This window comes from Telluribacter sp., assembly GCF_035998675.1.
Lineage (GTDB): Bacteria > Bacteroidota > Bacteroidia > Cytophagales > Spirosomataceae > Telluribacter.
The window spans coordinates 618,545-632,725 of sequence record NZ_DASYHI010000020.1; the positions used below are offsets into that span (position 1 = coordinate 618,545).

Sequence of the window (14,181 nt, forward strand, 5' to 3'; positions counted from 1 at the left end):
CTCTTTTTTAGCATGCCCCGCAAAAACTACACAGATGTTTCGCTGGCGGAAATGGAGGAACTGAGGAAGAAGTCCCGGACCCTGGTGGTGGATGTACGGGAGCCCTGGGAATTTGAAGAATTCAATGTAGGGGGTGTGAATATACCCCTGGCCCACATCCGGGAAAAACGACCTGAGTTGGAACCCTACGACATTATCATTGTGATTTGTACCAACGGTGCCCGAAGCAAGGTAGCGGCCATGGATTACTGCCGCGTCCCAGACTGGCCCGATAAAACTATTTTCCACCTCAAAGGAGGAATTCTGGAAGCCGAATAACAGGTCTTCTTTATTTCAAAACCCTGACCGGTCAGTTCCTTATCCGAATTGACCAGTCAGGGTTTAGTTTTTTACATCAAAATAGTACCTTCAAAGACACGCACCGCCGGGCCAATCAGGTAAATATCACAGAACTCATCAGGTGCCGACTGACTGAAAGCGACCTGTAAGGTACCTCCCACCGTTTCGATGGTGACTGGCCCCTCCCAGCCATGGTGCAGATGTGCTGACAAAACACAGGCTGTCACTCCCGTTCCGCAGGAGTAGGTTTCGTCTTCTACACCCCGCTCATAGGTCCGTACCTTTAGATGATTATGATCGAGTACTTCCACAAAGTTTACATTGGTACCACCCTTGGGGCCAAATTCCTCATTGTACCTGATAGCCCTGCCGTTACCCACTACGTCCGCTTCATCCACTTCGTCAACAAACGTTACGTAGTGGGGTGAGCCGGTATTCATAAAGTCGTGGGTGTCGTGGCGCTGTACACCTTTTACGTCCCCCATCTTCAGGCTTACCAGGGCTGGCGTGGCCGTCGCCCTATGCGGGCCGTCTACGGCCAGAAAATGGGCAGACTCGGTAAACATACCCAAATCATTGGCGAACCTGACGGTACACCGGCCGCCGTTCCCACACATACTGCCTTCGCCGCCATCGGCATTATAGTATACCATTCTGAAATCGTAACCCGGCTCATGGCGGAGCAGAATCAGGCCATCGGCCCCAATCCCAAAGCGGCGGTGGCACAGCCGGGCTACCTGTTCGCGGCTGGCGTTAAAAGTTTGCTCCCGGTCATCAATCATGATGAAGTCATTGCCGGTGCCCTGGTATTTATAAAAATGAAGTAGCATTAGCTAATCTGGATTCGGCCTTTTCGGGCCAAGGTAGTGGAATATAAAAATAAAGCCCCGCAGGCGACTAAACACGTGCGGGGCTTGGGAGTCTGCTCGGAAAGCAGGAAATTACTTGGTAGTTTTTAGCTCCTTGATACGTGCTGCCTTACCCTGACGACCACGGAGGTAGAACAGGCGTCCGCGACGTACTTTACCGCGGCGTAGCAGTTCGATCTTAGCAAGGCTTGGGGAAAGAATCGGGAAGATCCGCTCTACACCAATACCGTTGGATACTTTACGAACAGTGAAAGTTTCGCCTACATCGTTAAGATTACGACGCTGGATAACAGTACCCTGAAACTGCTGGATACGCTCCTTGTTACCTTCTCTGATCTTAACGTGTACGTTAATTGTGTCGCCCGCCTTAAATTCGGGATACTCCTGCTTACGGTTCTCGACCGTAGATTCAACGAGTTTAATAAGTTCGCTCATGACGATTATTGAATAAAAAGATAAATTTGGTTGGGTCTGCTTCCAGCGGACGGGGTGGCGCCCCTTCATTCAAAACAGCCTGTGCGAAAAACGAGTGCAAATATAGCTCTTCTGTTTTGCTTTAAAAAGGTTTCTACTTTTTTTCTATAAAAGACAACAGATAAAGAAGTTGACCTACCCTAATGGCAAGTACTTTTAGTACTTGCAGTACCTAATCCTTACTAGTAAAACCATGAAGATCTTCACCGTCCCGCAGATTCGCGCGCTTGACGCTTATACCATCCAACACGAGCCCATTTCCTCCGTAGACCTGATGGAGCGGGCCTCCCGGGCCTTTGTCCAGTGGTACTGTAATCGCTTTACCACCCAGCAGCCCGTCAGTATTTTTTGTGGGAAGGGCAACAACGGCGGCGACGGACTGGCCATTGCCCGGCTGCTGTCCGCAAGGGGATACGGTGTAAAAGTTTTCCTGGTAGAACATTCTGACAGAGCCTCGGCCGATTTTCGCCATAACCTGGACCGACTGCCCGTTTCAATTACTAGTACTACCATCAAACAGGCGAATGACCTTTCAGCCCTGCTTATGGGTATGGTGGTCATCGACGCGCTTCTGGGCTCCGGCCTGACGCGCCCCTTGAGCGGGCTGCTGGCTGAGGTAGTGGAGGTACTTAACGACAGTGGATGTACCATAGTAGCTGTGGATATTGCCAGCGGCCTGTATGCCGACCAGCCTAATCAAGATGGGGACTCTATTATCAGTCCCGACTATACCGTTACCTTTCAGCTGCCGAAACTGGCGTTTATGCTACCGCAAAACGAGCCATACGTGGGCGAATGGCACACGGTAGACATTGGCCTTTCGACAGAATTTATAGAAAAAGAATCTACTCCCTACTACTACACCGACCAGGCAGTAGCGGACGATCTGATAAAACCAAGAGAGAAATTTTCGCACAAAGGTACCTTTGGCCATAGCCTGCTGGTAGCGGGGAGTTTTGGAAAAATGGGCGCTGCCCTGCTGTGCGGCCGGGCCTGTCTGCGGTCGGGGATTGGGCTGCTTACCATGCACATACCCCGTTGTGGTTACGATATTATTCAGACGGCGGTACCCGAATCGATGGCCTCCGTTGATCCGCACGAACAGCTCATTACTACGCTACCACCGCTGCAGTCCTATAAGTCCATCGGGATGGGGCCGGGTATCGGAAAAGATCCACAAACGCTAAAAGTACTTCAACAACTGATTACACAAAGTGAAGTACCGCTGGTGCTGGATGCCGATGCGCTCAACCTGCTTTCGGAAAATCCGGAACTCCTACCGCAACTACCCAAAAACAGCATACTAACCCCCCACCCCCGCGAGTTTCAGCGGTTGGCGGGTGAAAGTCAGGATGAGTACCACCGACTGCAGCTCGCCCGGGAGTTTGCCGCGCAGTACCAGGTCGTACTTTGTCTGAAGGGGGCGCACACGGCGGTGATACTACCAGATGGTACTGTGCATTTTAACTCAACCGGTAACGCGGGGATGGCAACCGGCGGTACCGGCGACGTGCTGACGGGTATCATTACCAGCCTGGCCGCCCAGGGGTACAGTCCGGTCCAGGCGGCTCAATTGGGTGTATACCAGCACGGTGCAGCCGGGGACAAGGCGGCTAATGCCAAAACAAAAGTGGGGATGATTGCGTCGGATATTGTGGAATATTTGGGATGGTAATTTTGGGCCAAGGAATTTTTTTCCACATTTTGAGTAATGCGGCAGAGAAGCTATAAGGGGAGTATTTCTAATTTTTTTCTAGGCTATTCCAACCAATTTAAATCCTGGCTGCTCTTTTTCTCGTAACTAAGGGCATACCTGCTTTTACTGGTAAAATTTACAGGCCAGCCCTGGTACGACCTCCACGCAACAGGCATATATTTTGTAAAAACCTATTCGCACCGTTAAACCCATTATAGAAATGAAATTAGCTCAGCGCAATTGGGAGGGTTTCAGCACCTCAAAAAGAAACAGTTCATTCACCATTGATCAGGCCACTCTGCTGGGAGGATTAGCCGTTTTGATTTTTGTTTACATTCTTTTCCGCTTTATTTATCCCCTGATTTCCAAAGGAGTTATTTTTTAAACATTAGCTCATCAGCTGATACACTACAAAAGCCGAAGCATAGGCCAGCACCATCATATAAAGTAGCTGGATCATTGGCCACTTCCAGCCGTTCGTCTCGCGATAAACAACCGCCAGGGTACTCATACACATCATCGCAAACGCATAAAACATAAGCAACGAAAACGCCACCGCCGGAGTGTACATAGGTCCTCCGGTGGATGGATTTCGTTCACTTCGCAGTTTTTCCTTAATAGTCTTTACTTCTTCGTCTTCATCGGTTGTGGTACCTATACTGTAAATAGTTGCCATAGTACCTACAAATACTTCCCGTGCGGCAAAGGAGGTAAATAGCGCAATCCCGATTTTCCAGTCGTAGCCCAGCGGACGAATTGCCGGCTCAATGAATTTACCAAAACGCCCGGCGTAGGAACTTTCCAGACGGGCCGAAGCAATAGTTGCTTCCCGGACCTCCGGTGTAGCCTGAGCCGTTTGGGCAATGGCCCTTTCCTCGGCCCGTTCCAGACTATCGCCCGGTCCGTAGGAAGCCAGTACCCACAGTACTATGGCAATGGCCACGATAATCTTACCAGCTTCCAGGACAAAGGCCTTGACGCTTTCAAACATCATGATACCCACGTGGTTCCAGCGGGGCAGTTTGTAAGTAGGCATCTCGAGGATAAAGTAGCTGGTCTCGCGGCGGCGGATAAACTTTGAAAACAACCAGGCCGAAAGCAAAGCCCCCACCAAACCCAGCAGGTACAACCCAAGGAGTACCAGTCCGGCCAGATTCAGGAAACCCAGTACCGTGCGGTCCGGTACAATCAGGGCAATCAGAATAGTATAGATGGGAAGCCGGGCGGAGCAACTCATCAGCGGAGTGACCAGGATAGTCAGAAGCCGCTCGTAGCGGTTGTTAATGCTACGGGTAGACATAATGGCCGGTACCGCGCAGGCTACTCCCGATATGAGCGGCACTACGCTTTTTCCGTTGAGCCCGAATTTTCGCATCATCCGGTCCATAATAACCATGACCCGCGCCATATACCCTGACTCCTCCAGCAGTGACACCAACCCGAACAGAAAGGCAATCTGGGGAATAAAAATGATTACCCCCCCAATACCAGCCATTAGTCCGTCGGTGAGCATGTCGTTGAATACTCCCTCGGGCAGGGTCTGCTTGGTCCACTCAATCAGATTGGCAAAGCCCAGGTCCAGCCAGTTCATGGGGTATTCGGCCCAGGCAAATACCGCCTGAAAAATGACCAGCAACACCAGCAAAAACATGGCGTACCCCCACACCGGATGCAGCAACAGCCGGTCCAACCGACGCGTCCACAGGGGTTGTTCGGTTTTGCCTTCCGCCTTCACTACCTTAGCCACCAGGGGTTTCAGGCGTTCGTAACGCGTTATGGTTTCTTCGGCCAGAAATTCCGTTTCGTCAAAACCATGCTTCTCAATTAATTCATCAAGCCTGGCCCGCCGCGGCTGATCCAGAAAAGAGAAGGTATCGTGCTGACAGACGTACTGTAGCGCCAGGTAGTTGTTGGTGAGGCCGTAGCTTTTCTTTACCTCCTCAATCAGCGCGGGAATTGTTTCCGCCGGATCGAAGAAGTACGTAGCAGGCGGCACAAAATCGCGCTCCAGGACCTGCCGAACCGCAATTTTTAAGTTTTCTTTTCCTTCCCCGGTACGGGCGTTAATCTTTACCACCGGTACCTTCAGTTGCATGGCCAGTTGGGTGGCATTGACCGAAAGTTTCATACTGTCGGCAATATCCAGCATGTTCAGGGCCAGGATGGTCGGAAGTCCCAGGTCAGCAATTTCGGAGTATAGCAACAGGTTACGCTGCAGGTTAGAAGCATCCGCTACCACCACCACTACATCGGGGTAATCGGGATGGGCCGGGTTAGCCAGGATGTCCATGACCACCTGCTCATCGTAAGACTTGGGATAAATACTGTAAATACCGGGAAGGTCCACCAGGATGGCTTCCTGAGAAGCCGTGGTCAGAACGGCTTCGGCGGCCGGCGCTCCGGCGACCGGCGCTCCGGCGACCGGCGCTCCGGCTTTGGCAGTACTTAGAGTCGGGGTATCGGCCGTGACCGCTTCGGCTACCACCACCTCAGAAGCGGAATGGCTGAGCCGGAAGGTTCCCGATTTTTTCTCTACCGTTACGCCCGGAAAGTTTCCGGTTTTCTGGCGCAGGCCGGTTAGCTGGTTAAACAGGGAAGATTTCCCGCAATTGGGATTCCCTACCAGCGCAACTATATATTTATTTGATTTCAAAAGAATATGGATTCACCCTACAGTACCTGACGCGTAGCCTGATTATTCAATAATAATGGTAGCTGCCTCGTTGAGTCGTAAGGATAATGAATAAAAACCACCAATGTTGACACAAATGGGATCGCCGAAGGGGGCCACCGCGTCCAGCCGGATTTCACTCCCCGGCAAGCAGCCCATTTCCAGCAATTTAAGGGACATCGGGCGATCTGTAAATGACTTGATGACGGCCCTTTCACCTTTTTTCAAGTCAGCTACACTTCTTTTAGTCATAGCAGCTGCTTATTTAGAATAAATATAATTAATACAAAGTAACTACGCAATCCTGATATTATCAAACGGAGCCGGACCTGATTGGCGTACTCCCTGATAAAAGTCTCTTAAAAACATGGCTGAGGTCTTACCACCCTACTGTTTTATAGTGTACTTTTGTGCAAAAATGCAGGTACTGGTACCTGATAGCCGGGCCGGGAAGAAATTGCCGAACGACGGGAGAGTAGTTCCTAAGGTACCTGTCAGCTATTTACCGATTTACGTCTTGAACGAAGTTAAGACCCTCATCTGGAAAGAAATAACCCTCGAATGGCGGCAGCGTTACGCCCTCAACGGGATGTTACTTTACGTAGTAAGTACGGTCTTCGTGTGCTATCTCAGCTTCAACCTCCGCCGCAACCTCCTGACCCCCATTGTCTGGAATACCCTTTTCTGGATTATTCTGCTTTTTACGGCGGTCAACGCCATTGCCAAAAGCTTCGCTCAGGAACGGTACGGCCGGTTGCTTTACTACTACACCCTGAGCAGTCCGCACGCCATTATTATTTCCAAGATTATCTACAACTCCCTGCTGATGCTGGCCCTGTCGCTGACGGGTTTTGGGTTTTATATGGTGGTAATGGGTAATCCGGTGGGTAGCCTGCCGATGTACCTGACCAGTATTGTGCTGGGCAGCCTGGGGTTTTCGACTACGCTAACGCTGGTGGCGGCCATTGCTTCCAAAGCCGAGAACAACGGCGCGCTTATGGCTATCCTGAGCTTTCCCCTGATTATCCCGATGCTGCTAATGGTGATTAAACTGGCTAAAAACGCGCTTGATAATCTGGAAATGAGCGCTAATCAGGATGAAATACTGGTACTGCTGGCCATGGATGCCATTGTGGTAGCGCTATCTTTGGTATTATTTCCTTATTTATGGCGTTCTTAGGATAATTTTGTTGTAATTTTTTGTTAGTAAAAATATGAAAAAGAACTGGTGGAAAATACTGACGGTCGTACTGCTGTTCTACGTACTCGTTATGGGGCTGGTAGGCCGGGTACCCCGCCAACCGATCCTGAACGAAACCGTGCGCAACCTGTACTTCCACGTAACCATGTGGTTCGGGATGGTAATTTTCCTCTTTATATCCCTGGTATACGCCATCAGGTACCTGCGCAGCAATAACCTGACCGACGACGACAAATCGGCCGAATTTGCCAAGACGGGTATCCTGTTCGGGTTGATTGGCTATGTAACGGGCGCTCTCTGGGGAAGCGCCACCTGGGGCGACCCGCTGCCCAAAGACCCTAAGATTATCAGCGCGGCCATTGCTATGCTAGCCTACTTTGCTTACCTGGTGCTGCGTGGTGCTTTTGAAGATGAACAAAAAAGAGCCAGAATATCAAGTACTTATAATATCTTTGCATTTGTGATTTTTAACGTCCTGATCTGGATTCTGCCCCGGCTCACCGACTCGCTGCACCCCGGCAACGGCGGTAATCCCGGCTTTAAGATTTATGATTCGGATAATGTCATGAAACCAGTCTTTTACCCGGCTATTCTGGGCTGGACGCTCCTGGGGGTATGGATTACCACCCTGCGGGTCCGGCTCAAAAACCTGGATCGGAAGCTGACTGAAAATTAACCATAATCCTCCTACCCAAAGTACCCTGTATTGAAATGATACACCTAAAAAAACTTGTTGCAACCGTACTACTGTTTTTATCGGTAACCGTAAACCTCATGGCTCAGCAGGCTGCTACTCAGGATATTGAAATGGCGGACCGGCTACGTGAAGATGGCAAAATATGGGTGGTAGTGGGGGTAATTGCCTTGATATTTGCCGGCATCGTTATCTATCTGGTCCGGTTGGACAGTAAAATCAGCAAACTAGAAAAGAAAATCTCCTGAGGAACGTTTCTTCCCCGAAGGTTGTGTAAACCATACAATTTTTCACAAGTACCTGTATATGAAAAAGACCCATATTTTCGCCCTCATTATTATTGCCGTGGCCGCCGGTATTATTATGTCAACCGCCGGTGACGCCAGTACCTACGTTGACTTCACACAAGCCGAAGAACTGGCCCTGAACGGCGACAACGGCAGTATCCACGTGGTTGGAAAACTAAAGAAAGACACCCACGGACAAATCGTAGGCCTGCAGTACCAACCCGAGGTGGACCCCAACTACTTTGCCTTTACCCTGCTGGACAATAATAACCGGGAGCAAAAAGTAATTTACCAAAGCCCCAAGCCGCAGGATTTTGACAAGTCGGAGCAGGTGGTGGTTATTGGCCGAATGGAGAAAGACCATTTTGCCGCCGAGAAAATCCTGCTGAAATGTCCTTCCAAATACGAAAACGGAGAACTCGAAACTACTGAATTTAAGGCCGCTACGTTATGATTCATACTGCCGTGGGCCAGTTTGGCCATTTATTTGTAATTCTGGCGTTTGTGTCGGCGCTTGTGGCCACCTTTGCCTACTTTAAGTCCGGGCTCACCACCACTGCTCCCGACGAGATTACCTCCTGGCGACGCTTTGCCCGGATAACTTTCTTTGTACACGCTGCGGCGGTACTGGGCGTGGTATTTTGCCTGTACTGGATCATTGGAAATAACTATTTTGAGTACCACTACGCCTGGGACAACTCCTCCCTTTCCCTGCCCACTGAATTTGTCATTTCCAGTTTCTGGCAGGATCAGGAAGGTAGTTTTCTGTTGTGGATATTCTGGAACGTAGTACTTGGACTGGTACTTATCGTGACCAACCGCTCTTGGGAAGCTCCGGTAATGACCGTTTTTGCTCTGGTGCAGGCGTTCCTGGCTTCCATGATACTGGGTGTAATTGTTCCGGGTATAGACCTGAAAATTGGTTCTACTCCATTCCTGCTCCTGCGAGAATCCATGCCCGACCTGCCGGTCTGGAAAATGAACCCCGACTTCATTCCCGCGGATGGTAATGGTCTGAATCCCCTGCTCCAGAACTACTGGATGGTGATTCACCCGCCTACTTTGTTTCTGGGATTTGCTTCTACGCTGATACCCTTCTCTTTCGCCATTGCCGGCTTGTGGCTCCGCAAGACCCAGGACTGGATTCGCCCGGCCCTGCCGTGGGCGCTGTTTTCGGCCCTGGTGCTGGGCGTAGGTATCCTGATGGGGGCTTACTGGGCGTACGAGACCTTGAACTTCGGAGGCTACTGGAACTGGGACCCCGTCGAAAATACCTCTTTTGTACCCTGGCTGGTGCTTATTGCGGCCATTCATACCATGATTATCGGCCGCCGCAATGCAACCGCCCTCAAGACGGCTTTCATCCTTTCCATTGCTACCTTTATTCTGGTTCTGTACTCGACCTTTATGACACGAAGTGGTATCCTGGGCAACGCCTCGGTACACTCCTTTACGGATTTAGGACTGTCGGGTCAGTTGCTGATTTACCTCCTTACCTTTACGATTGCGGCCATTGGACTGCTGATCTACCGTTGGAAATCTCTGCCCTCCGACGAAGAGGAAGTTTCTACCTACTCGCAGGAATTCTGGATTTTTATCGGGGCTACTCTCCTGTGTCTTTCCAGTTTCCAGATCCTGGCAACTACCTCCATTCCGGTGTATAACAGCATTGCCGAGTCCTTCGGCGTTGTGCTGAATCTGGCTCTGCCCGCCGATCAGATTGCCCACTTCAACAAGTTTCAAATCTGGTTTTTCTCCCTGATTATTATTCTGACGGGCATTGGTCAGTACTTCTGGTGGAAACGGGCTGGTAAAGAAAAGTTGCAGGTACTTTACATTCCTCTAATGATCACCCTGCTTATCAGTGCAGCGGCCATTACTATTGGTAAGGTGAGCAATATCTCTTACATCGTTCTCCTGACCGCCTCCATATTCGCGCTGGTTGCCAATGGCAGTATTCTGCTTGATATTATCCGGGGCAACTACCGTCTGTCGGGTGGCGCGGTTACCCATATTGGCGTGGCGCTCATGCTGATTGGTATCCTGTTCTCCTCGGGTTATACCCAGGTAGTTTCCATCAACAATTCCGGGCTTATGATTTCCCGTTCGGAGGAATTTACGGCCAATGACAACAAAGAAAACAAGGAAAATATAACCCTTTGGCGCAACAAACCCGAGCGCATGAACGACTTCCTGCTGACCTGGCGGGATGTTCGTATTGAAGGCCGGGATGTACCGGGCTATATCCCTATGAGTTGGGTAGAAATGATCGAGGGCGACTTCCACGCCGTTGCGATGCGGGATATTGTCGTCAATGACAAAGTCTACCACGAAAAAGGCGATACGCTGGAAATTTATCCGGAGAATTTCTACTACGAAATTGAATACCGCGAACCGTCGGGTAAGATATTTACGCTGTACCCCCGGGCGCAGATTAACCCGCGCATGGGCCTGATTTCTTCGCCGGATATTCAGAGCAAATACAACAAAGACTTGTATACGTATGTATCCATGGTGACCAACCCAACCGCCGAGCCGCAGTGGAGCCCGACCGAGGAGTTTACCGTGGCCATGAAGGACACTTTCTTTGTCAACGACTACGTGGCTATTCTGGAAAATGTAGTACGTACCGAGGAAGTGGAAGGGGTAGCCCTGGGGCCCAACGACGCCGCCGTAAAAGCGGTGATTCGGGTACTGGACAAAGAGCAGGAGTTTGTGATAACGCCTTCGTTCATCATTCGTGACCGCGCCATCGGCCGTAAGCCTGAGGTGAGCGAGGAACTGGGTTTGCGTATTCAGTTTAATGAAATCAATCCGCAGACGGGACAGTTTACCTTTGCTGTCAATACCACCCAGCGGGACTTTATAGTGATGAAAGCGCTGGAGAAGCCCCTGATCAACGTACTTTGGCTGGGTACTTTCGTCCTGATAATTGGCTTTATTATGGCCACCTTCCGCCGCTTCCGCGACTTTGTCAAGATGCGCGACAAGGAGGCCCGGGAAACCGCCGCCCCCAAATCACCCAAAATGAAACCCCAGCGGGTGTAGTACTTTTTGATAGTTAAAATGCAAAAGCCGAAGTACCACCAGGTACCTCGGCTTTTTTATGGGTTATTGACTAGCTTTTACGAATGTAGCCCTATTAGTACAAGTACTGGCTACTCCGTATATTAGCCCTTTCAACGCCAATACTAAACCCTTCACCATGAAAGTACTCTTCTACTGCCCCATGTGGGGTATGGAAAGCCTGAGCTACGCTGAGGCAGCCCGACGGGTCAAGGCCGCCGGGTACGACGGTATGGAAATAGCCGTCTGGGACAATAAGTATGACGAAGCGGTACAGGCCGTGCGGGACAACGGACTGGACTTGATCCTGATGGCTTTTTCGATTGGTGATTCGTTTGCCGAAATGAAAAAGAACTACCGGGGCTGGCTCGACAAAGTGACCTCATACCAGCCCCGCCTCATCAACTCCCATACGGGCAAGGACTGGTACTCATTTGAACAAAACAGCGAGTTGATTCAGCTGGCGATGGAAGTACAACAGCAAACCGGGGTAGCTATCCTGCACGAAACCCACCGCGGCCGGTTTACCTACAGTGCCCCGGCCGTGCAACCCTATATCACCGCCTTTCCACAGCTTCGGCTCACGGCCGACCTTTCCCACTGGGTCAATGTGTCGGAGTCGCTGCTGACCGACCAGCCCGATAACGTACAACGGGCCATACAACGCACCGACCATATTCACAGCCGCGTGGGGCATCCGCAGGGGCCTCAGGTCAACGATCCGCGGGCACCCGAATGGAAGGAAGCCCTTGAGATACACCTGGCCTGGTGGGACGCGATGGTAGAAACGCACCGGGAAAAAGGTACCACTACCCTGACCATTACCTGCGAGTTTGGTCCGGCCCCTGGCTACCTGCCCACCCTGCCGTACACCAACCTGCCCGTTGCCAGCCAGTGGGACATTAACCTGTACATGAAAGACCTGCTGAGCAGGAGGTACAACCGGTCCTAGGCCGTAATCTCGATGCGGTTCCCGTCGGGGTCAAGTACTACGCTTTCGTAGTAGCCGTCGCCGGTGGTGCGCGGTTCGCCCACGACAGGGTACCCGTCGGTACGGAGGCGCTCAGTGAGGCGGTTGACGGCATCGTGGGTACCTACTGCCACGGCCAGGTGGGTAAGGCCGGTAAGCTCAGCACCCGGCTCACCACTGTGTTCGGGTACGCTCTGCTTTTGCATAATCTCGAGCTGGGCTCCCCCGTCAAAGCTCAGGAAGTAAGATTCGAACCTTTTGGTAGGGTTGGTATATTTTTCATTGGAAGTAGCGTCGAAGTACTTTTCGTAAAACTCCCGGAGTACTTCCAGCTGACGGGTATAAAGGGCAATGTGCTCAATGTGCATGGTAAATCAGGAATGTAAAGTAGTGGGGTAAAATAAATAAAATGCATTCAGTATATTGAAAAAAATATCCTCCTCATGGTTCGTAAAGCTTTATTGATACTGGGCCTGGCCCTGCTGGTACTGGTAGGTGTGCTACTCTGGAATACCTTTACCTTCACCTCCCGACAACTGACCGATGTTCCGCCGGCACCACCGGTTGCCATCAGCGATTCGGCCATTGTTCACCTGAGCCGGGCCATACAGTTCCGGACGGTTTCTTATCAGGACCCTTCCCTTACCGACACCACTCAGTACGACGCTTTTCTGTCGTTCCTGGCTACTACCTACCCCAGGCTCCATAGTCAGCTGACGCTCGAGCGCATCAATGGCTACGGCTTACTTTTCCAGTGGAAAGGAAGCGATTCTACCCAAAAACCCATGCTCCTGATGGGGCACTACGACGTAGTACCAGTTATACAAGGTACGGAGCGGATGTGGAAGAAGCCGCCTTTTGCGGGTATCATCGAAGATGGGTTTGTGTACGGCCGTGGTACCCTGGATGACAAAAGTACGGTGATTGGTATTCTGGAAGCCGTTGAGTACCTGCTAAAAAATGGGTACGCCCCTACCCGCACGGTGTACCTTTCCTTCGGGCACGATGAAGAGGTGAGTGGCCGACAGGGGGGCAAGGCCATTGCCACTTTACTCGAACAGCGCGGCATTCGGATGGAAATGGTACTGGACGAAGGAGGTACTATAAAAACCGATGGCGCGGCTGGTATTACCTCGCCGGTGGCGCTGGTAGGAATTGCCGAAAAGGGCTACACCAGCCTTGAACTTACCGCCACGGGGGAAGGTGGTCACTCGTCCATGCCTCCGCAGCAAACCAGCATCGGGAGGCTGGCCACGGCCCTGGATAAGCTACAGAATACCCCCTTCCCCTCCACCCTGGGAGGTACCGTGGGTGAAATGCTAACTTATCTGGGACCTGAAATGTCCTTTGGCCAGCGACTTGCCGTTGCGAACAAGTGGCTGTTTGAACCCGTACTTATCAACGCCTTTTCGGCCACCAATGCCGGGGCCGCCAGTACCCACACCACCATTGCACCTACTATCCTGCGGGCTGGTATCAAAGATAATGTACTTCCCGGCGAAGCGACCGCCATTGTTAACTTCCGGATCTTACCCGGCGATTCGGTACAGGGTGTGATGGAGCACGTCAAAAAAGCCATTGACAATCCGGAAGTTTCCGTAAAAACGCTGGGTGAATTTGACACCGAGCCCTCGCCCGTTTCATCGCCGGATGCGGAGGCTTTTCAATTGCTGCACCGGACCATCCAAAGCTGCTACCCCCAGGTACTGGTAACTCCCTACCTGGTGGTAGGGGCCACCGATGCCCGGTACTTCCGCAACGTGAGTGACAACGTGTACCGGTTCACGCCTTACCAGCTCAACGACGAAGATCTCAAACGCATTCATGGTACCAATGAGCGGATACAGGCGGACACCTTTAAAGAAATGATTCGCTTCTATACTACCCTGATCCGGAATATGGCTCAGTAAGGTT

14 protein-coding genes are annotated in these 14,181 nt (G+C 51.3%); 9 read left to right on the plus strand and 5 right to left on the minus strand.

Features of this window, described 5'->3' with window-relative positions; genetic code table 11:
- Positions 1–12: 12 nt before the first annotated feature.
- On the plus strand, positions 13–318 hold the full coding sequence (locus tag VGN67_RS16745; protein WP_327488003.1) for a rhodanese-like domain-containing protein: 306 nt from the start codon (positions 13–15) through the stop codon (positions 316–318).
- Between the two features lie 71 nt (positions 319–389).
- Here the strand turns inward: VGN67_RS16745 and dapF are convergent, their stop codons facing one another.
- Positions 390–1,169, minus strand: a complete 780-nt coding sequence (dapF, locus tag VGN67_RS16750; protein ID WP_327488004.1) for a diaminopimelate epimerase — start codon at positions 1,167–1,169, stop codon at positions 390–392.
- Between the two features lie 111 nt (positions 1,170–1,280).
- Positions 1,281–1,643 carry a 50S ribosomal protein L19 gene (gene rplS, locus VGN67_RS16755; protein ID WP_327488005.1) on the minus strand — a complete coding sequence of 121 codons (363 nt, stop codon included), beginning with the start codon at positions 1,641–1,643 and terminating at the stop codon, positions 1,281–1,283.
- 232 nt (positions 1,644–1,875) lie between these two features.
- On the opposite strand from rplS, the gene VGN67_RS16760 reads away from it, so the two are divergent.
- Positions 1,876–3,357 (plus strand): NAD(P)H-hydrate dehydratase, encoded by a 1,482-nt coding sequence (locus VGN67_RS16760; RefSeq protein WP_327488006.1) that lies wholly within the window; start codon positions 1,876–1,878, stop codon positions 3,355–3,357.
- Positions 3,358–3,766: 409 nt separating this feature from the next.
- Here the strand turns inward: VGN67_RS16760 and feoB are convergent, their stop codons facing one another.
- Positions 3,767–6,031, minus strand: coding sequence for a ferrous iron transport protein B (gene feoB, locus VGN67_RS16765; RefSeq protein WP_327488007.1), 2,265 nt, complete (start codon positions 6,029–6,031; stop codon positions 3,767–3,769).
- Positions 6,032–6,073: 42 nt separating this feature from the next.
- Positions 6,074–6,301, minus strand: coding sequence for a FeoA family protein (locus tag VGN67_RS16770; RefSeq protein ID WP_327488008.1), 228 nt, complete (start codon positions 6,299–6,301; stop codon positions 6,074–6,076).
- 265 nt (positions 6,302–6,566) lie between these two features.
- On the opposite strand from VGN67_RS16770, the gene VGN67_RS16775 reads away from it, so the two are divergent.
- The 6 genes from VGN67_RS16775 (at position 6,567) to VGN67_RS16800 (ending at position 12,249) form a co-directional block, all read left to right on the plus strand.
- Positions 6,567–7,229 carry a heme exporter protein CcmB gene (locus tag VGN67_RS16775; RefSeq protein ID WP_327488418.1) on the plus strand — a complete coding sequence of 221 codons (663 nt, stop codon included), beginning with the start codon at positions 6,567–6,569 and terminating at the stop codon, positions 7,227–7,229.
- A 34-nt stretch (positions 7,230–7,263) separates the two neighbouring features.
- Positions 7,264–7,926 (plus strand): cytochrome c biogenesis protein CcsA, encoded by a 663-nt coding sequence (gene ccsA, locus VGN67_RS16780; protein ID WP_327488009.1) that lies wholly within the window; start codon positions 7,264–7,266, stop codon positions 7,924–7,926.
- 35 nt (positions 7,927–7,961) lie between these two features.
- A complete protein-coding gene (locus VGN67_RS16785) occupies positions 7,962–8,192 on the plus strand; it encodes a CcmD family protein (RefSeq protein ID WP_327488010.1) in 231 nt (76 codons plus the stop codon).
- Positions 8,193–8,250: 58 nt separating this feature from the next.
- Entirely contained in the window at positions 8,251–8,685 is a 435-nt protein-coding gene (locus VGN67_RS16790; RefSeq protein ID WP_327488011.1) for a cytochrome c maturation protein CcmE, read from the plus strand.
- Positions 8,682–11,279 (plus strand): cytochrome c biogenesis protein CcsA, encoded by a 2,598-nt coding sequence (ccsA, locus tag VGN67_RS16795; RefSeq protein ID WP_327488012.1) that lies wholly within the window; start codon positions 8,682–8,684, stop codon positions 11,277–11,279. The genes VGN67_RS16790 and ccsA (VGN67_RS16795) overlap by 4 nt, the downstream gene beginning before the upstream one ends.
- Before the next feature lie 157 nt (positions 11,280–11,436).
- Positions 11,437–12,249, plus strand: a complete 813-nt coding sequence (locus VGN67_RS16800) for a sugar phosphate isomerase/epimerase family protein (protein WP_327488013.1) — start codon at positions 11,437–11,439, stop codon at positions 12,247–12,249.
- Here the strand turns inward: VGN67_RS16800 and VGN67_RS16805 are convergent.
- Positions 12,246–12,635 (minus strand): VOC family protein, encoded by a 390-nt coding sequence (locus VGN67_RS16805; RefSeq protein ID WP_327488014.1) that lies wholly within the window; start codon positions 12,633–12,635, stop codon positions 12,246–12,248. The genes VGN67_RS16800 and VGN67_RS16805 overlap by 4 nt on opposite strands.
- Before the next feature lie 75 nt (positions 12,636–12,710).
- On the opposite strand from VGN67_RS16805, the gene VGN67_RS16810 reads away from it, so the two are divergent.
- Complete coding sequence (locus tag VGN67_RS16810) at positions 12,711–14,177, plus strand: M20 family peptidase (RefSeq protein ID WP_327488015.1); 1,467 nt, start codon at positions 12,711–12,713, stop codon at positions 14,175–14,177.
- Positions 14,178–14,181: the final 4 nt, after the last annotated feature.